We start from the raw sequence: 19,972 nt of genomic DNA, 5'->3' as shown, positions 1-19,972 counted from the left end.
GTGGTTTTAAGCTTTATATTCTACAATTACTTTATATAAAATCAGATAAGGCCCAATTTCAAGTGCGCAAAGATACAAAATAAAATAGAATATGTTGTTTAACACCGTCTTTTGATGAATTTTAAATGAAGTTGCAAATCCGATAAGATTTATAATCACCAACACTAAAATTCCTACAAGAATACTAGTTCTTGTTGGACTTATCGTGTATAATAACAAGGCGTTAAGAGGTAAAAGAACAAATCCGCTAAAGTTTTTATAACTTGTTTTTTGGAACAGGTAGGATTCAATCACTTTGTCAATTTCAAAGAGACTTCCTATGAGCCGTTCAATCAAAATTTTAATGATCCCCAATGTGGATATCCCAAGGAGGATTTTTAGGAAAACATCAAGTTCAAAAGTCTGATCTGGTTGTAGGGTGAGAAAAGAAAGGTACCCAAAAATAGATAGTGATATAACGAGGTTGAAAAACAATAGCCCATCAAAAATGTCAATAAATTTTTGATCTTTAGTATAGATTTTGAGGTATCTCGAGTTGCCAAAAACACCGATAAAATCCAAAAACCGATTGGTGTATAATACTTTCGCGAGGGTAATAAATACCAATCCCAAAACCATGAAAATGGTAAACCACTCGTTCGCTATTATTTCTCTCATCATGCTGCTAAATTATAAAGAAAATTTTATCTGTCCATTTCAATAAAATTAATCTTTTAAAAAAACTTACTTTTGCTAAAATTTTTACCAATGAAAGACGCTATTGTCATCATCCCAACCTACAATGAAATCGAGAATATTGAGGCGATTATCATTGCGGTATTTGCCCAAGATAAAGCTTTTGACGTTCTTGTGGTAGATGACAACTCACCTGATTTAACGGCAGAAAAAGTAAAGTTCCTTCAAGAGGAATTTCCAGATCGTTTATTTTTGCTCCAACGTAAGAACAAAACCGGATTGGGAACTGCTTATATTGACGGATTCAAATGGTGCCTGGAGAATAAATATGACTATATTTTTGAAATGGACGCCGATTTTTCACATGATCCGGACGATTTGGGAAGACTGTATAACGCTTGCGCCAAGGATGGTGCTGACGTTGCCATTGGGTCTCGATATATCACAGGTGTGAATGTGGTCAATTGGCCAATGAACAGAATACTATTGTCGTATTTTGCATCCAAATATGTGCGATTTATTACACGGATGAAAATTCAGGATACCACAGCTGGTTTTGTTTGTTATAAACGAAAGGTGTTGGAAACCATAGATTTGGATGCTATTAAATTTGTGGGCTATGCGTTTCAAATAGAAATGAAGTTTAAGGCCCATTTAAAAGGTTTTAAAATTGTGGAAGTCCCCGTGATTTTTACAGATCGAGCAAAAGGAAAATCGAAAATGAGCGGTGGCATTATTTCTGAAGCAGTTTTTGGAGTTATAAACATGAAATTTAAAAGCCTATTTGGCAAATAATATGAACCGAGCATGCTAAAGGTTTTAAACCCCATTAGAAAGGTTGATTGCGAACAGCATGTGTCCGTTAAAAAACAATAAAAACAATCACATGAAAGAGAAAACAGTACTTATTAAAAATGCCAAGATTGTCAATGAGGGACGCATTTTTGAGGGTGATATTTTAATTGAAGGAGAATTCATTAAGGAAGTTGCCGATTCTATCAGTGCGAAAAATGCTGATGTGATGGTGATCGATGTGGAAGGAAACTATGTTTTTCCTGGGGTAATCGATGATCAGGTCCATTTTAGAGAACCTGGACTGACCCATAAGGCAACCATCGCATCAGAGTCGAAGGCCGCCATTGCTGGTGGGATCACGTCGTTTATCGAAATGCCAAACACTTCGCCGCAAACCACAACCATTGAAAAACTGGAAGCCAAGTTTGATATTGCCGCAAACACATCATACGCCAATTATTCATTTATGTTTGGTGGTACCAATACCAATTTGGAAGAGATATTGAAGGTGGATTCCAAAAATGTGGCCGGACTGAAGTTGTTTTTAGGATCTTCAACTGGTGATATGTTGGTGGATAATACAGAGGTTTTGGAGAAAATCTTCAAAAGTACCGATCTATTGATTTCTGTGCATTGTGAAGATGAAGCGACAATAAAACGAAATCTGGAAGCGCATATCAACACCTACGGAAATGATATTCCTATGGAATGCCATCCCATCATCAGAAGTGAAGAAGCTTGTTACCTGTCTTCTTCCAAGGCCATTGAATTGGCTAAGAAAACAGGAGCCCGTCTGCATATTTTCCATGTATCCACTGCCAAGGAAACGCAACTGTTCACGAATAAAATTCCGTTAAAGGATAAGAAAATTACCGCTGAGGTATGTATTCATCATTTGTGGTTTAGCGATGAAGACTATAAGAACAAAGGAACGCTAATCAAATGGAATCCGGCGGTTAAGACGGCCAATGATCGGGAGGAATTGTGGAAAGCACTTTTGGACGACCGCATTGATGTCGTGGCTACAGATCATGCTCCACATACCTTAGAGGAAAAGCAAAATGTATATACCAATGCACCTTCTGGCGGACCTTTGGTGCAGCATGCCTTGGTTGCTATGATTGAGGCTTTCCATAGGGATAGAATAAGCTTAGAGAAAATTGCCGAAAAAATGTGCCATAATCCTGCTATTTTGTTTCAGATCGAGAAACGTGGATATATAAAGCCTGGGTATTACGCCGATTTGGCCATTGTGGATATCAATAGTCCGTGGACCGTAAATAAGGAGAACATCCTATACAAATGTGGATGGTCGCCTTTTGAGGGGGTGACCTTTAAGTCGAGAATTACCCATACTTTTGTCAATGGTGCTTTGGTGTACAAGAATTTCAAGGTTTTGGATGTTAAAGCAGGAAAACGATTAACTTTTGAGAGATGAAACACTTTTTTTACATCGTAATCCTCATTTCTTTTGTTGGTTGCAACACAATTGACAGACCTAAAAAGCCTAAAAACTTGATTGCAAAAGATAAGATGTCCGAGATCATGTACGACCTCTATCTTCTCAATGCGGCAAAAAGTGTCAATAAAAAAGTGTTGGAGCTCAACGGGATTATGCCTTTGGAGTATGTGTACAAAAAGCACGGGATTGACAGTTTGCAATTTGCCGAAAGCAACACCTATTATGCCTACGATACCGAGGTTTATGCCCAGCTGGTGGAAAAGGTGAAGGCAGATTTGGAAAAAGACAAAGCGCTTTACGAAAAGCTGACCGAGGAGGAACAGAGGGTTAAGGATTCCATTAGAAAAGCTGAAAGAAGCAAAAAAGATTCTACAAAAACCATCGAGGGCGATTCCATCAGTTAAATCCCATTTTTTAAATCGTCCAAAAACAATTGACAGGTGTCTTCAATGGAAACCTGCATTGGCTTAAATTTGAAGTCCAAAGCGTTTTTTATTTTTGAGGCGTCATATTTTGTGATACTCCTTGCGCTTCTGGTCATCTGTCTTGACAATCTTCTACGTTTTCCTGTGAGCAAACGGCTCAGCCAATCCAATCGCCATCCTAGGCCCAAAATTAAGGGTGTGGCTTCCTTTGATGCTGGTTTTACACCAAGGGCCAATGCCGTTTGTTGTTGAAATTCCTTAAAAGATAGATTCTCTGAAATGACGATAAATCGCTCATTTTTAATGAGACTTTGCATTAACAACACCATTGCCCTGACCACATCATCAACATTCACATAAGCGGTAACACCATGGGTGTAGTAGGGCATGCCTTTGTATATCTTCTTGATCAAGCTACTGCTGCCTCCGCTATTCCAGAAACCTGGCCCAATGATGATTCCCGGATTTATAATCACCGCATCAATGCCTTCCTGAGTGCCTCTCCAAACTTCAATTTCAGCGCCGTATTTGGTAATGGCATACACGCTGTTGTCGGCATCCTGATTCCAATTGGTGTCTTCAGTGATCAATTGCTGCGGATTCTGTTGATGCCCAATGGCAGCAATGGAACTGACATAACAGAGTTTTTTTACCTGATAGGATAGGCATAAATTGACCACATTGGCGGTGCCTTCAATATTGATCTTCCGCAAAACATGGTACTTGTCAGGTTCAAAACTTACAAAGGCTGCACAGTGGTAAACATAGTCTATATCTTGAAAGGCCCTCTGCAGTGCAGGAATGTCTGTAATATCGGCCTCTACCCATTCTATTTGTTCGAAAAGCGACTCATAATCGGCGCTATAGTAGGAAAAAACCTTTTTTACCAAGGCCAATTTATGTTCTCTTCGGTAAATTGCTCTTATTTTATTGCTGGTTTTCAGTAGTTTATAGAGCAAATGCGAACCTACCAAACCTGTGCCTCCTGTGACTAATATCATATCACTAAAATAAAGAATTATTGGATATTAATCCCTAATTCTCCTTTGATGTTTATCTTTGCAGAAAATTTATAAAATTAATCTCAAAACTCATGACAAACCCTTTTGTAGAAGATTTACGCTGGAGAGGAATGGTACACGATATCATGCCCGGAACTGAAGAACAACTCAGTAAAGAAATGACCAGCGCATATATTGGATTTGATCCCACATCCGATTCGCTACATATTGGCAGTTTAGTGCCTATTATTCTTTTGGTCCATTTGGAAAAAGCGGGACACAAACCTTATGCTTTGGTAGGTGGTGCTACGGGAATGATTGGGGATCCGTCAGGGAAGAGTGACGAGCGTAATTTATTGGATGAGGCCACTTTGGAAAAGAATGTGGCTGGTATAAAATCAGTGTTGTCCCGATTTTTGGACTTCAATTCGACTGCCAAGAATGCGCCGGTTTTAGTAAACAACTATGATTGGATGAAGGATTTCTCATTCATCGATTTCGCAAGAGATGTCGGCAAGCGTATTACGGTCAATTATATGATGTCCAAAGATTCGGTCAAAAAACGATTCTCAGGGGAAGAAGGCAGTGTTGGGATGTCTTTTACAGAATTCACTTACCAGTTGATCCAAGGTTATGATTTTTACTATTTGCACAAGCACCACAATATTCTTTTGCAAATGGGAGGTAGTGACCAATGGGGAAATATTACCACTGGAACCGAGCTGGTACGTCGTATGAATGTGGGCCATGACGCCAAAGCTTACGCCATGACCTGTCCGCTGATCACTAAAGCGGACGGTTCAAAATTCGGCAAGAGCGAAGGCGGCAATATTTGGTTGGATGCTGATAAGACCTCGGTTTATAAATTCTATCAATTCTGGTTGAACACGAGTGATGAAGATGCCGATAGATATATCAAGATCTTTACGTTTTTGGATCGGGACACTATCGAAAAACTCATTGAAGAACATAGGCAGGCCCCACATTTAAGAATCCTACAAAAGCGATTGGCGGAGGAAGTGACCACTTTTGTGCATTCCAAGGAAGAATTTGAAAAAGCGGAGAGAGCGTCCAATATATTGTTCAGCGATAGCTTTAAACAAGATATCAGAACCTTGGATGAAGCCATGTTTTTGGAAGTTTTTGAAGGGGTGCCATTGGCAGAAATCCCTAAATCTGAATTTGATGAAGGCGTCGATATGATTGCTGCACTTTCGGCCAAGACCGGGTTTTTAAATTCCAATGGCGAGGCGCGACGTGCGTTGAAGGAAAATTCCATATCGGTGAACAAGGAAAAAGTTGCTGAAGACTATATATTGACGACCGATGATTTGATCAATGGCAAATACATCATTCTCAATAGAGGAAAGAAGAATACCTATATTATAAAAGTGGGCTCTTAATTATTAAGGAATCACAATTGTAATGTCATTGAAAAGAGCTGTTTCATTTAATTAAATCAAAAAAATGAATTTATTAGATCCCGCCCAAAAGCGGGATTAGCTCAGCTACGTCCCGCTTTTGGCGGGACTGCTTCACTAAAAAAAAACGCCTGAAGACGTAAACCTCTCCAGGCGTCAAAAAACCAACCAATCAACTTAAAAACTTCTCTTTTTCAATTATAGAATACTTTTTTTGGTTTCCCAAACAGTCGGTTTTTTAGGTGTGTATTTGGTCGTATAAAAAGCCGTTTGATTACAGCAATCTTACACTTTAACAAAGATTTATAATACCATAAGGTTGCAGCCCCTGATGTCTGAATGATCAAAGCGGCCAATAATTTCAAAACTCTTGTCGGCAAAGGTCTTTCCCAGGTCTTGGGTGGCAATAAATGAGCAGGAATTGATATTGGCCAAATCAATTACATTGATGCCGCCTGTTCTGTGATTTGGAAGTATGGACAGCGGGTCTTCAGTATCCCTGGTGCGGATCTGCATCCAATTGGGACATTTAAAAATTCCATGGCCATTGGAGTAAGCTTGACTTAGCAGCTCTGTCATTCCATATTCGCTGTGGATGTTTTTTACCCCAAATCCTTTTTTGAGTAGGTCATGCAGTTCTTCTCTTACCAATTCTTTGCGTCGGCCCTTCATTCCGCCAGTTTCCATAATTACGGTGTTTTTCAATTGAAACTGGTAAGATTCAACCAAATCCAATAGGGCAAAGGATACGCCGATGAGCAGTACCTTTCTGCCTTGCTTATCCAAGTCTATTAAAATGTCATTTAAGTCGGAAAGGTTATGAAGATAAAATCCGCTTTCAACCTGTCCCGACCGTTTGATCATATCCTCTACCATATAAATCAAGGAGGAGCCTTCACGTTCCAAATAAGAAGGTAATAATGCCAACACGACATAATCTTCCATGGGACCGTAAAAATGGGAAAAGGCACGCCTAAAGCTTTCTTTGTAAATGTGTAGATCCGTAACCTGATGCTTGCTCGTTGCATCGCCGGTAGTTCCTGAGCTGGTGAATACCTGTTCTACGGGTTGCGTACTGCTCAAAACATCATGCGATTTAAAGAATTGTATGGGAAGGAACGGAATGTCTTCTATGCGTTTAACGTCACTTGGATGAATATAGAGCAAATCGCAAAAGGAACGGTATACCCGGTTGTTCTCAAATTGAAATTTGAAAACCTCCAAGCTTGCAGATTCAAATTCGGCTTGTGTTTGAATGTTGAAAATAGTATCCATCGAAATCATATCACAAAAATATAGAAAATAAAAAAGCCTTACTTAAATATGATAAAGCTTTTCCAATAGGTCAGGATGGTAAAATAAAAAAGGAGTTTCTTGATGATATTCAGGCCATCTCCACCAAGTGCGTCCTTATTGGAACAGTTTATTCCCGCCAGTAGGTTATTTTACACCAACAATTTCACACTTTCTTGTCAAATCAATTATAGCTATTAGGATAGTGGCAGGATAAAGGCAGGGTAAAGGCAGGATAAAGGCACATGAAAGCCTTGTGGTCTAACTATTAATTTATGCATAATCTTAAAATCTCACAACTTTTTGACTTGATCCGTTATTATACAACGAGGTTCTTGATTCCCTAAAAACAAAGTGTCTCATCTTAGATCGGATTTTAAATGCTAAAACCAAGGATCACTGAGTTGTGAATGTGAAATGTGATGTGATAAGGTCGATTTATGGCGATTAGCAAGAAGTCTGTTTGTAGTAACAGCTACCTGACAACCAGTTTCCTGGTGGCCGAATTGTTGCCTTCTTTGATCTTTAGGATGTAAATGCCGGCGGTCAGTTTTGAAATGTTCAATTCTTTTCCAAAAAGTGATTCGGATAGAATTTTTTTGCCTAAAACATCATAAATTTCAACCTCTTTGGTCAGGTTTTCTTTTGTGGTGATATAGATTTTACCACTGCTTACTGGATTTGGATAAATCGATAGATCGCTAATACCATCTGATGGCGACAGGGTTGTTTTGGAAGCATTCGTTTGTGCATTCGTCGTTGGAACACCCATGCCAAGCCCGAAGATTAAAAAAAGAATGTAAATGTAGTTTTTCATCATACAAAATTAATTTTTCATCAACTGAAATCCGTTATTAAAGATACTAAAAATTATGGCAAATCCCGTACCAAAAGTATGTTAAACAATCAAAGTTTTCGACGAATGGTTAAAAAGAATGTATTCTGAAGGTTAAGATAGTGTTATCAATGCCCTGCTTTTTTATAAGTATCTACAGATAAGCTTATCTTTACAGTATAATTTTTGAATAACCCCCTAATGAAAAATAAGGATATAAAAATTCTATTGGTTGATGATGAACCCGACATTTTGGAAATTATCGGCTATAATCTTTCGGCAGAAGGCTATGAAATCATTACGGCAGAGGATGGAATCAAAGCCATAAAAAAAGCAAAGAAGGAACGCCCACAGCTGATCATCATGGACGTCATGATGCCTGGTATGGACGGTATTGAGGCCTGCGAACAGATTCGTAAGGTTCCAGAGCTCAGCAATACCATCATTACCTTTTTGACTGCACGCGGCGAGGATTATTCCCAAATGGCTGGTTTTGATGCCGGAGCCGATGACTATATTACAAAGCCCATCAAGCCTAAAGTATTGACCAGTAAAGTCAAAGCTCTACTGAGGCGATTGAATGAGGAGAGACCATCACAAAAAATACTTAAGATTGGCGAATTGATCATCAATCGAGAGGAATATAAGATTTCACATCATGGCAAGGAAATTATTCTGCCAAGAAAGGAATTTGAATTATTATCTTTGTTGGCCACCAAGCCCAATAAAGTATATAAACGCGAAGAGATTTTAAATAAAGTATGGGGCAATGATGTGGTCGTAGGCGGACGCACCATCGATGTCCACATAAGGAAATTGCGCGAAAAAATTGGTGACGATTGCTTTAAGACCGTCAAAGGCGTAGGCTACAAGTTTGTTGACTGATGCAAAAGAAAGAGATAAAAAAGTCCTATAAGTTTGCTGTTAAGACCACATTGTATATCACTTTGATTTTAACAGCCCTGCTCACTGTATTTTCTTTGCTCAGCCAATCCTTCAATATTTGGTCCATTTTGGGCTTTTCTGTCCTGACATTTATCATTTCATTTTTTATAATCCAATATCGTGCGGAGCGCTTTATCTATAGACGGGTCAAGCGGATCTACGATGATCTGACCCTATTGGAATCTGCCACCCTCCGCAAACAGCCCATCACCACCGATATGGCCACCCTGACCCAGGAAATCGGGAAATTTGCCCAGGACAAAAAACTTGAGATAGAAACCTTGAAAGTCAGGGAAGAGTACCGAAAGGAGTTTTTGGGCAATATCTCGCACGAATTGAAAACACCGCTGTTTACGGTCCAAGGTTATGTGTTGACCTTGTTGGACGGTGCCATGGACAATGAGAATCTTAGAAAAAAATACCTTGAAAGAGCCAATAAAGGCGTGGAACGCTTGATCTATATCGTGCAGGATTTGGATATGATTACCAAATTGGAGGTAGGCGATTTGAGTCTGAATATAGAGGATTTTGATATTGTGGCCCTGGTGGAAAGCGTGTTCGATTTGCTGGAAATGAAATCGGCCAAGAAAAAAATCACCTTGACTTTTGACATGCAGTACCCCGAACCAATTATGGTCAGGGCAGATAAGGAACGGATCAGACAGGTGCTTACCAATCTTGTGGTCAATTCCATTAAATATGGAAGCTTCAAGGGAACTACCGAGATCAGCATCGAGAACTTGATAAAAAATAAAGTCATTGTAAGAGTTACGGACAATGGCGAAGGCATTGCAAAGGTGAATATTCCACGGCTTTTTGAGCGTTTCTACCGAATTGATAAGAGCGGTTCACGTAAGGAAGGCGGCTCTGGACTCGGGCTCTCCATTGTGAAGCATATTATTGAAGCACACGATGAGCGTATTTATATTGAAAGTGAATTGAGCGTGGGCAGCGAATTCTCATTTACCCTCGAAAAGGCGAAATAGCTCCTCAAAATTGGGGCTCTGATCAAAAGCCTCCAATCCTTTATAGCGATCGATGCTCTCAAGTTTTTCCAAATTGAAATCGTCCTGTTTACAAAATGGTGCCAACTGATGCTCTTGCATTCTTTTGGCCAAATAGACTTGCTCAAATTGCCCAGGTGTCGGAATAAAAAAGGCTTTTTTGCCCAATGTGGCCAAGTCCATAATTGTGGAATAGCCCGACCGGGCGATGATGATGTGGCTGGCCTTAATCGATTTTTCCAATAATGCTGAGGTCATAAAATTATAAACCGTGAGAGGCCCAGATTCATGAATCCTTTGTTCCTTTTCCATAACCCCTCTTACAAAGAGCACTTGGCCTTTGTGGTTTTTAAATTCCTCCAATAATTTGTTTTCTAAAATCTCCCGCTGTGGCTCAGGGCCAGAGAGCAACGCCATAATATCATAGGAGATTTCACTTTCGGATTTCTGAAACCGACTTAAGGGACCAATGTGTTTTACAGTGAATTTAGGATGCTCCACATGTCCCATTTTCCCACTCAAATTGGGTGATCCCGACACATCGGGAACCCAGCACTCGTCAAATCGCTTTATGATCCTTTGATGCAGTTTGGTACTGAGCCAAGTGGTGCTTCCGCTTAAAACCTGCAATTGATGGGTGATAAAAACGGAAGGCAGGTTGTTGTGGTAAACCCCAAATCTGTTGTCGGAAATAATGCCATCAATGCGGTGGGTGTTTATGATGGATTTGATCGCATGATGTTCTTTCCGTATGGCCTTTATAATCTGTGGGGAATCCTTGAAAAGCTTGAGTTTTAAAAAGGACCCTTTTTTGGAATAGCTGATATGATAAGAAGGCAATTCCAAGGCTTCCAAATCGGGAAACTCCTTGGACAGAAGGGACAAGGCGGCACCATCACTGGCCATAATTGGTGTGTAATTTTGCTGTATCAAGGCATGGATGATGGGGATGCAACGCGTGGCATGACCCAATCCCCAATTTAAAGGCGCAATTAATATCTTTTTTTTCATCTTTTGTGAACCTTTGTTTTGGGAAACAGAAAAGTCCTAGGTTTAAAATAATTGACTGAACTGCTCCTGATGCGGCATTTCTGAACCGGCCCGTTCTCAGCCATAATTCATCTTCTGACCGCTTTTTTTGCCAAAGCGAAATCGGCTTGCTGACCGTATTTAGGATGGCAATGACACGGAGACCGCTACAATCCCTGGTGCAAATTTAGCAAACATTCAAAAGGAATCGCCCAACATTCAAAGATAAGGATCTCATGGGCTGTATGGATGTGATGGATGAGTTCTATGGATAAGGGAGGTGTGTGTTTGGGGACGGATAGCTGACTAAGCTTGAATTTGAAATTTTAATAATGAACATGGAGCTGTTAAACCGAACATTCAGCACCCTATTTGTCAGCTGATTACCACAAGTGAAAACGTTAAATAACATTTCGTTAACACCTATAGTTGCACTCATAGTTAATTATAGCATTTCAACGAGTTTTTTTCTTCCTAGACCACCATCCACTTATGTTTGTACATCCCTCGCTGAGCGGTAAATTAGGATTTCCCGTTTCTCTATTCCACTGATATAACACTTGGAATGGATTTTTGTGTTAACATTATTTTATGATTATGAAAAAACATTACACCTACGTTCTGCAATTGGTATTGCTAGCACTTTTTTCTGGGACTTCTTTTCACACCAATGCCGCGAGTCATTCGATCATAGATCCTGATAATGCCTTATATCAATTAGAATGGTCTTTTATAAAGACCTTGATTGATGAGGATTTGGAGAGGAGTTTTGAGAGGGGGGAGGCTTCTTCTGTGACTGTTTTTAATTGTCCTACTTCATTTTCTCAAAATGCTGACCCAGGGACTTGTAGTGCTGTGGTTACCTATGCTTTACCAACGACAGATATATCAGGTGGTAGCATGGTTTTAGTTACCTCTCTTGGTAGTGGTGATACGTTTCCAGTTGGCCCAACAACTGTTACTTATGAAGAACGTGATAATAATAATGTAGCCACAGGACAGACTTGTAGTTTTATTGTGACGGTTGTGGATAATGAACCACCAAACCTTGTCGGAGTACCTGGAAATACTACTGTAGAATGTGATGCCATTCCAGCTGCACCTACAGTAACCGCTACAGATAATTGCGATACGACACTTACGGTCAGCTATTCCGAAATCAGTAATACTGTTGTGGACGGTGTGGGGGCTATTGTACGTGAATGGACTGTAACCGACAACGGCGGGAATACAGTTACTGATACGCAGACTATTACGGTTATCGATTCAACGGATCCAATCCTTGCCGGTGTGCCTGGTGATGTTACAGTGCAATGTGATGCCATTCCAGCTGCACCTACAGTAACCGCTACAGATAACTGTGATATCTCACTTACCGTCAACTATTCTGAGACCTCCAACACTGTCGTGGACGGCGTCGGAACCATTGTCCGCGAATGGACCGTAACCGATACTGGCGGGAACACAACTACAGGGACACAGACCATAACAGTTGTGGATGGTACACCGCCTGCACTTGTCGGCGTGCCTGGAAATACTACGGTAGAATGTGATGCGATTCCATCCGTACCCACTGTAACCGCTACCGATAACTGTGATATCTCACTTAACGTCAACTATTCTGAGACCTCCAACACTGTCGTGGACGGCGTCGGAACCATTGTCCGCGAATGGACCGTAACCGATACTGGCGGGAACACAACTACAGGGACACAGACCATAACAGTTGTGGATGGTACACCGCCTGCACTTGTCGGCGTGCCTGGAAATACTACGGTAGAATGTGATGCGATTCCATCCGTACCCACTGTAACCGCTACCGATAACTGTGATATCTCACTTACCGTCAACTATTCTGAGACCTCCAACACTGTCGTGAATGGTGTCGGAACCATTGTCCGCGAATGGACCGTAACCGATACTGGCGGGAACACAACTACAGGGACACAGACCATAACAGTTGTGGATGGTACACCGCCTGCACTTGTCGGCGTGCCTGGAAATACTACGGTAGAATGTGATGCGATTCCATCCGTACCCACTGTAACCGCTACCGATAACTGTGATATCTCACTTACCGTCAACTATTCTGAAATCTCCAACACTGTCGTGGACGGTGTCGGTACCATCGTCCGTGAATGGACGGTAACGGATACTGGCGGCAACACGACTACAGGGACACAGACCATAACGGTTGTGGACACTAACCCCCCAACCTTCACCTCATGTCCTTCAAATTTTAATTTAAGTAATGATCTTAACATCTGTGGTGCCGTTGTTAATTATACAATACCTACAGCTACCGATAATTGCGGAACGGCTGTTGTTGCCCAAACCGATACGTCAGGTTTAACAAGTGGAAGTGTTTTCCCTATTGGCATTACTACTATAGAGTACACGGCTACTGATGCCAATGGCTTGACCAGTGTTTGTTCATTTACCGTGACAGTTTCTGATAACGAATTGCCTACAATTGATTGTCCTGATGATATAACTGTCAGTGCAGATGCAAATTGTCAAGTGGCAACTTTAGTCCTAGATGCGCCTACAACTGATGATAATTGTGCTGTGGCTTCTGTGTCCAACAATTTGGCAGGAATGCTGCCGCTTCCGGTAGGAACTCATACGGTGACCTGGACCGTTACTGACACCGCAGGCCTAACAGCCACTTGTGACCAAACCATTACTGTGGTGGATGATACACCACCTGTAATCACATGTCCTACGCCTTTGGCATCTTATGACACCGATCCTGACCAGTGTCATTCAACTTTATCGTTTACAGCTACTGCAACAGATAATTGTACAGGATCTCCAACCATCAGTTATGAAATAGATGGTAATCCAATTAGCTTTCCATATAACTTTCCTGTTGGATCAACAACAGTGGACGTGTTTGCTGAGGATGGCGATGGGTTGATATCAACCTGTTCGTTTGTGGTAAACGTAGAAGATAATCAACCACCAATTGCCCTTTGTCAACCTCTTACCGTGACTTTAGGTTCTACGGGAAATGCTACTATTACAGCAGAGGCACTAAATAATGGTTCTTCTGACGCCTGTGGAGGCACATTAACCTATGCAGCAAGTCAAACTTCTTTTACTTGTGCAGATATTGGTACAAACAACGTCACCTTAACTGTTACAGATGCTAACGGTAATACTTCAACTTGTAATACAACCGTAACTGTTAATGATTACATTCAAAATGCAACAGCCACAATTACCTCAAGTGTTGCTTCTCCAATTTGTAGTGGAACTTCAGTTACTTTTGAGGCAACGAATAGCCATTTAGGCTTAATCACAATGCCAGATTACCAATGGTATCAAAATGGCAGTCCAGTAGGAACTAATAGTAACACTTATACTACTACGGGATTAAATAACGGTGATGATGTTTATGTGGAAATCACAGCCGGACCTTGTAATACACTCATCACCAGCAATAGTATTACGATGACTGTTAGTCCTTTGCTTCCGGTATCGTTTAATTTAAATGCTTCTGCCAATCCTGCTTGTACAGGCGACAGCTTAAATTTCTTTATAACGGATTTGATTAATGGAGGCGCGAGCCCGTCTTACCAATGGTTTTTAAATGGTGCTCCTGTAGGTGCAAACTCTAATTCATACGGTCCGCTTACTACAATAGTTAATGGTGATATAATTTCTGTATCCGTTACCTCTAGTGCCACATGCGCTTCGCCTGTAACTGTTACAGAAACTTTAACAATGACCATGAATCCGCTTCCAACAATCAATGCCTTAGGGAATGGAAATAATGTGAGCACCTTGACCATATGTGAAGGTGAAAGCCTAACTTTAACGGGTAGTGGTGGTTCAACTTATACTTGGGATAACGGGGTAGTAAACAATGTTTCATTTACTCCTGCGGTTGGAACCCACACCTATACCGTGACGGGAACCAATGCCAATGGCTGTAGAAACACCGATACAATCACTGTTACTGTAAACCCAAATACGTCAATCACCTTAGTCTCTGCAAGTGCTGATCAAAGCGTGTGTAGAACAGGTAGTGCTCCCGTTGGCACAGTTGAAAATATAGACTTTAGTGTCTTCAATGCTACTACTGTAAACGTATCAGGCCTACCTGCCGGAGTGACGGGTGTTTATAATGCCGCACTAAACAGAGTCAGAATAAGTGGTAATCCCAACGACAGTGTGAGTGGCACATTTCCATATACAATAACAGCCACTAACTCATGTAATACTGTGACTTCTACTGGTGTTATAACAGTTTATTATGAAACACCTTCAACACCTGGGGCTATAAATGGACCGAGTTCTTTTTTATGTCCAGTAAGTACAGCTATTTATTATGTTGAAAATGATCCAAATGTAGAAACCTATGAATGGTCTGTTCCCAGTACGATGACTATTACCTCTGGTCAAGGTACAAACCAAATTGAAGTGGCAATTACAGGAACAGTCACGTTTTTAGAGCGAATTAGAGTAAGAGCACATAACCCATGTGGTACATCAAGTAGGAGAGATAGATGGATACTGATTAATTTTGCGGCACCAGGCATTGACGCTGGCAATGATATTTATGTGTGCGAAGGCACAAATATAGTTACTATGGCTGGTGATGCCAATGGTTTGAGTAATACTGAATGGGAATGGAGTGATAATGGGGCTGGTGGAACTTTTTCATCAGTAGGCACCTATGATCCACCTGAATATTGTATTAGATGGTATTGGTGGGGGGGATGTAGAGAGACTTATGATCCACCTCCAAGACCACTATACGCTGAAAACAGCACCTATACACTCCCTTCTGGAGCGGTAGCTGGTGATGTAATAACCATTAGTTTAATTGCAGATAGTGGTGGGTTTACATGGTGTGACAATATTGAAGACACGATGCGTATTCATATCCTACCAAATCCAACCGCTGAGTTTGTAACTACTAATGCAGTATGTTTTGGAGATAGTCTAACCATAACAGGAACTCCAAATACAACCGTGAGTTACTCTTTTAATGGTGCGGCTGCTGGTTCTTTTAACATAGGTGGTTCAGGTACGGTTACTTTTGCAAATCAACCTGCTGGACTTTATGAGTTAACAAGCATCCAATACACCAATCCACCAAACAGCAATGGCGTTGGTTGTGTCAATACAATTACAGGAGAACAAGTAACTATCAATGAGCCACCTACAGTTACTGCTCCTGCAGATATTACAATTTGTGCAGGAGAGACCGTTAATTTAAGTGGGGCTTCAATAACCGGAACCAATGCCTCTGGCAGTTGGAGTACTACAGGTACAGGTAATTTTTCAGGAAGTGTTTATACTCCAAGTGCAGGTGACATTAATAATGGAACTGTGACCTTAACTTACACCAATACGCCAAGTGATGGCGTTTGTCCAGGCGTTAGTGATAGCATGATAGTCACCATCAACCCTGTTCCAACGGTTAACGCTGGCGTAGATCAAATCATTTGTTCGGACAGCACTATTACCTTAAACGGTAGTATTGGTGGTGGTGCGATTTCTGCAACATGGAGTGCCTCAAGTGGTACATTCTCTGATCCAAATAGTTTAACTTCTTCATATACCCCAGGTATAACAAGTGGTACGGTTACTTTAACCCTAACCGCTAACAATCCTCAAGGTTGTGGCCCTGTTATTGACGAAGTCATCTATACAATCAATCCAGCCTCAATTGCCAATGCAGGTGCTGATCTTACCGTTTGTAACGCCGGGCCTATTGCACTTAATGGTAGTTTTAGCGGTACGGCAACTTCCGCAACGTGGAGCTCAAGTACTGGTGGAACATTCACACCTAATGCAAATACCATGAATGCCACTTACAATCCAAGTGCAGCAGATATTGCGGCCGGAAGTGTTACTTTGACATTGACCTCTAGTAATCCTGCAGGAGTTTGTAGTTCTGGTGTAGATACTGTGCTATTTACGTTTAATGAATCTGCAACAGCTGATGCTGGAACTAATCAAACTATTTGTTCTACGCAAACACTCGACCTATCAGGTGCGATCTTTGGTGGCAGTGCTACTTCAGCCACGTGGAGTTCAAGTGGTACTCCCGGAACTATATCCGGAACGACTTACACCCCAAGTGCAGCCGACATTGCAAACGGTAGTGTAACCCTTACCTATACCACCAATGATCCACCAGGAGTATGTCCTCCTGCGTCAGATTCTATAATAGTGACCATTATTCCATTCGTCTATGCGGCGGCGAGCAACACCACTGCTATTACAAGTTGTAGTGATACCACGCTTCAGTTGATGGCGAACGGTAATGGTACCTGGTCTGCAACACCAGTAACGCCAGGCAGTGTGTTTAGTTTTTCAAGTACTACAGATCCTAATGCAACTTTTACAGGTGAAAGTGGTGCTGAATATACATTAACCTGGACCTTGACAAACCCAGCTCCTTGTGCCATAGATACTGACACTTTTACTGTGACGCTCATGGATTGTGAAGATAATTTGACTTTTAACGGGATTGACAATAGTGTGAATTTTAATAATACATATAACCTGTCAGGTAATTTTAGTATTGAAACTTGGATTAAACCAAATGTTATAAACAGTAATATTCAAACCATTCTGTCAAAACGTAATGCAGGTAATTTGACCACAGGTTATGACTTAAGATTAGTTGATAATAACATCCAGTTTTATGCGAATAACCTGTCTGTCTCTAGAAGTGGTATTACAGCCAGTAGATGGTATCATATTGCGGTGACTTTCGATGGTAGTGCCTACAGACTCTATGTAGATGGTCTTTTAGTGAATAATAGAACTTCGACTATTGGCCCAGCGCCAAATACAGCAAATGCCTTATTGGGTGCCATGTCGCGACCAAACAATACACCAACCAACTATTATAATGGTTGGATGGATGAAGTGCGCATTTGGAACACCACTTTAACAGTTGACCAAATAAGGTTAATGATGAACCAAGAAATAGAAGATGTTGGAGGTGTCGTGATTGGAAGTACTACCGGTCCGTTGGTAAGTACAGGGCTAAATTGGTCCAACTTAACAGCCTATTATCAAATGAATCGTATTCCTAATGTTGTTGGAGGTAATTTATTGGCTAATGTCGGCGTAAATGGTGTCTTAAGAAATATGACCACGCAACAACCAGAATCCGCTCCGGTACCATATGATACTGCTGCCAACGGTCTTTGGACAGCTGCTACAACGTGGGAAGATGGAGGGGTATTACAAATACCACATACCAATGGAATCAATGGATCACCTGTAGAATGGAATATTGTAAGAACGAGCCATAATGTTAGTTCTAACAATCAAAACATTAAAGTTTTAGGTTTAATAGTAGAGGATAATACCTTATCCATAGAAAACTCTAATCCTAATGATGGTCAAAGTTTGGAAGTTACCAAATACCTCAAAATAGACGGTACTTTAGATCTTGTTGGAGAATCCCAATTACTACAGCCAGAAGGAAGTATTGTAGATTATACTGGAACAGGATACTTAGAGCGTGACCAACAAGGGTCTGGTAGTTTATTTAACTATAATTACTGGGGAAGTCCGGTAAATGTTGACGGAGCGACATATAACCTGAATGATATCTTGTTTAAAGCTACTGATCCGAATAACTTACAAGCCATAACTTGGACAAGCGGAACGAATGCCAATAATGCTACAAATACAATGAGCAGCAGATGGATTTATGAATATTCTGAAGGTCTTAACGGCGATCATTCAGCTTGGTTACACAAAGGGGCTACAGGGAGTTTTAACCTTGGCTTAGGTTTTACCATGAAAGGTAGTGGTGCGGGCAATGGGTCATCCATGCAAAACTATACCTTCGTAGGTCAACCTAATAATGGCACCATTACAAATACCGTTACAGCATCACCAGGCACAGAAAACCAAACCTTGCTTGGAAACCCTTATCCTTCGGCAATTGACGCCCGTCTTTTTATTAGAGACAATATACCTGGGTCGGAAGCTCATGCAGGTTCAACAGGTAGCATTGATGGATCACTAACCTTCTGGAGACAATCCACCACCAATAATTCCCACTACTTAAGAGATTATGAAGGTGGTTATGCATCATTAAATTTGAGTGGAGGTACAGCGGCAACTACATTTCCAGGAGATATGATAAGTGGGCTAGGTGATGCCGGTAACTTGACTCCAGGGTATTTTATTCCAGTTGCTCAAGGGTTCTTTGTGACGGCTGCCGATGACACCTATCAGGTGACCAACGAGGTTGTATTCAGAAACAGTCAGAGGGTTTTCAAAAAAGAATCTTCTGGTGAATCGGTCTTTTTGAGAGGCAGCGAAAACCAAAAAAGAGTTGCTAATTCTACAGGATATGAGAGCGACGATATGATACAAAGAGTCCGTTTAGCTTTCAAAACACCTGAGGAAGCCATAAGGCCATTATTATTGGCGTTTACGCCAAATAACGACGCAACAGATGGCTTTGACTATGGTTATGATGCTCTAAACAGGGACGCCTTCCCAAGTGATATGTCCTTTTTAATAGAAGGTAAAAAGTATATTATCCAGGGTGTCGGTGCTTTTGATATCAACAAAAAATATCCATTGGACATGACCTTGAAAATCTCTGGAAACGTGGAGCTTTCTTTAACAGGCCTTGAGAATTTTGACGAAGACATTGATGTTTATGTACATGATTCGTTATTGGATACCTATACCAGAATCAACACGGTTGGTTTCCAAGCCAACTTGGAAGCGGGCAACTATAGCGGACGTTTCTCCATCGTGTTCCAACCAGACACCACCTTGGATATCATTGATCAGGACTTTAAGGATATTAGCGTGAAGTATCTGCAAAAAACGGATGAAATCTATGTGAAGACTCCGGCAAGTATTGAAGTGCGTCAAGTATATTTGATCAATATCGCTGGACAGGCCGTCAGATCATGGAACATGACCAATATGAATTTCGGACAAGAGTTTAAGATTCCGGTGAAAGATATCTCCGAAGGTAACTATGTGCTTAAAGTAGAAACCAATACCAACAGTTATAACAAAAAAGTGATTATTAAATTTTAATCCAAAGGTTTAACCAACCAACCATTGCAAATCGTCTAT

The 19,972-nt window shown here is 40.9% G+C and carries 12 protein-coding genes; 7 read left to right on the top strand and 5 right to left on the bottom strand.

Going from position 1 to position 19,972, the window contains the following annotated elements; genetic code table 11:
- Positions 1-6 precede the first annotated feature (6 nt).
- On the bottom strand, positions 7-660 hold the full coding sequence (locus tag G6N06_RS12390) for a DUF4271 domain-containing protein (RefSeq protein WP_205334769.1): 654 nt from the start codon (positions 658-660) through the stop codon (positions 7-9).
- Between the two features lie 87 nt (positions 661-747).
- Between G6N06_RS12390 and G6N06_RS12385 the strand changes: the two genes are divergently transcribed.
- The 3 genes from G6N06_RS12385 (at position 748) to G6N06_RS12375 (ending at position 3,336) form a co-directional block, all read left to right on the top strand.
- The gene (locus G6N06_RS12385; protein WP_163517062.1) at positions 748-1,470 is read left to right on the top strand and encodes a polyprenol monophosphomannose synthase; all 723 of its coding nucleotides are present in this window, start codon (positions 748-750) and stop codon (positions 1,468-1,470) included.
- Between the two features lie 91 nt (positions 1,471-1,561).
- Positions 1,562-2,908, top strand: coding sequence for a dihydroorotase (locus G6N06_RS12380; RefSeq protein ID WP_163517061.1), 1,347 nt, complete (start codon positions 1,562-1,564; stop codon positions 2,906-2,908).
- Positions 2,905-3,336 carry a DUF4296 domain-containing protein gene (locus tag G6N06_RS12375; RefSeq protein ID WP_163517060.1) on the top strand — a complete coding sequence of 144 codons (432 nt, stop codon included), beginning with the start codon at positions 2,905-2,907 and terminating at the stop codon, positions 3,334-3,336. The genes G6N06_RS12380 and G6N06_RS12375 overlap by 4 nt, the downstream gene beginning before the upstream one ends.
- Here the strand turns inward: G6N06_RS12375 and G6N06_RS12370 are convergent.
- A complete protein-coding gene (locus G6N06_RS12370) occupies positions 3,333-4,358 on the bottom strand; it encodes an NAD-dependent epimerase/dehydratase family protein (protein WP_163517059.1) in 1,026 nt (341 codons plus the stop codon). The genes G6N06_RS12375 and G6N06_RS12370 overlap by 4 nt on opposite strands.
- 92 nt (positions 4,359-4,450) lie before the next feature.
- On the opposite strand from G6N06_RS12370, the gene tyrS reads away from it, so the two are divergent.
- Positions 4,451-5,761, top strand: coding sequence for a tyrosine--tRNA ligase (tyrS, locus tag G6N06_RS12365; RefSeq protein ID WP_163517058.1), 1,311 nt, complete (start codon positions 4,451-4,453; stop codon positions 5,759-5,761).
- Between the two features lie 321 nt (positions 5,762-6,082).
- Here tyrS and G6N06_RS12360 read toward each other — a convergent pair whose 3' ends face one another.
- Both G6N06_RS12360 and G6N06_RS12355 read right to left on the bottom strand, forming a co-directional pair.
- On the bottom strand, positions 6,083-7,063 hold the full coding sequence (locus G6N06_RS12360) for a LuxE/PaaK family acyltransferase (protein WP_163517057.1): 981 nt from the start codon (positions 7,061-7,063) through the stop codon (positions 6,083-6,085).
- 484 nt (positions 7,064-7,547) lie between these two features.
- The gene (locus G6N06_RS12355; RefSeq protein WP_163517056.1) at positions 7,548-7,892 is read right to left on the bottom strand and encodes a T9SS type A sorting domain-containing protein; all 345 of its coding nucleotides are present in this window, start codon (positions 7,890-7,892) and stop codon (positions 7,548-7,550) included.
- 216 nt (positions 7,893-8,108) lie between these two features.
- Between G6N06_RS12355 and G6N06_RS12350 the strand changes: the two genes are divergently transcribed.
- Positions 8,109-8,792: a response regulator gene (locus G6N06_RS12350; protein ID WP_163517055.1), complete on the top strand. Its 684-nt coding sequence runs from the start codon at positions 8,109-8,111 to the stop codon at positions 8,790-8,792.
- Positions 8,792-9,838: a sensor histidine kinase gene (locus G6N06_RS12345; RefSeq protein WP_163517054.1), complete on the top strand. Its 1,047-nt coding sequence runs from the start codon at positions 8,792-8,794 to the stop codon at positions 9,836-9,838. The genes G6N06_RS12350 and G6N06_RS12345 overlap by 1 nt, the downstream gene beginning before the upstream one ends.
- Here the strand turns inward: G6N06_RS12345 and G6N06_RS12340 are convergent.
- Entirely contained in the window at positions 9,812-10,867 is a 1,056-nt protein-coding gene (locus tag G6N06_RS12340; protein WP_163517053.1) for a glycosyltransferase, read from the bottom strand. The two genes, G6N06_RS12345 and G6N06_RS12340, sit on opposite strands and share 27 nt — an antisense overlap.
- Positions 10,868-11,482: 615 nt before the next feature.
- Between G6N06_RS12340 and G6N06_RS12335 the strand changes: the two genes are divergently transcribed.
- On the top strand, positions 11,483-19,933 hold the full coding sequence (locus G6N06_RS12335; RefSeq protein ID WP_163517052.1) for a DUF8693 domain-containing protein: 8,451 nt from the start codon (positions 11,483-11,485) through the stop codon (positions 19,931-19,933).
- Positions 19,934-19,972 lie beyond the last annotated feature (39 nt).

This window comes from Gelidibacter japonicus, assembly GCF_010725055.1.
In the GTDB taxonomy this organism is placed as follows: Bacteria; Bacteroidota; Bacteroidia; order Flavobacteriales; family Flavobacteriaceae; genus Gelidibacter; species Gelidibacter japonicus.
This window is presented reverse-complemented; position numbering and strand designations above follow the sequence as displayed.

Coding starts and splice junctions, on each gene's coding strand:
- G6N06_RS12390 (WP_205334769.1), bottom strand. CDS start 660: ATGATGAGAGAAATAATAGCGAACGAGTGGTTTACCATTTTCATGGTT.
- G6N06_RS12385 (WP_163517062.1), top strand. CDS start 748: ATGAAAGACGCTATTGTCATCATCCCAACCTACAATGAAATCGAGAAT.
- G6N06_RS12380 (WP_163517061.1), top strand. CDS start 1,562: ATGAAAGAGAAAACAGTACTTATTAAAAATGCCAAGATTGTCAATGAG.
- G6N06_RS12375 (WP_163517060.1), top strand. CDS start 2,905: ATGAAACACTTTTTTTACATCGTAATCCTCATTTCTTTTGTTGGTTGC.
- G6N06_RS12370 (WP_163517059.1), bottom strand. CDS start 4,358: ATGATATTAGTCACAGGAGGCACAGGTTTGGTAGGTTCGCATTTGCTC.
- tyrS (WP_163517058.1), top strand. CDS start 4,451: ATGACAAACCCTTTTGTAGAAGATTTACGCTGGAGAGGAATGGTACAC.
- G6N06_RS12360 (WP_163517057.1), bottom strand. CDS start 7,063: ATGATTTCGATGGATACTATTTTCAACATTCAAACACAAGCCGAATTT.
- G6N06_RS12355 (WP_163517056.1), bottom strand. CDS start 7,892: ATGATGAAAAACTACATTTACATTCTTTTTTTAATCTTCGGGCTTGGC.
- G6N06_RS12350 (WP_163517055.1), top strand. CDS start 8,109: ATGAAAAATAAGGATATAAAAATTCTATTGGTTGATGATGAACCCGAC.
- G6N06_RS12345 (WP_163517054.1), top strand. CDS start 8,792: ATGCAAAAGAAAGAGATAAAAAAGTCCTATAAGTTTGCTGTTAAGACC.
- G6N06_RS12340 (WP_163517053.1), bottom strand. CDS start 10,867: ATGAAAAAAAAGATATTAATTGCGCCTTTAAATTGGGGATTGGGTCAT.
- G6N06_RS12335 (WP_163517052.1), top strand. CDS start 11,483: ATGAAAAAACATTACACCTACGTTCTGCAATTGGTATTGCTAGCACTT.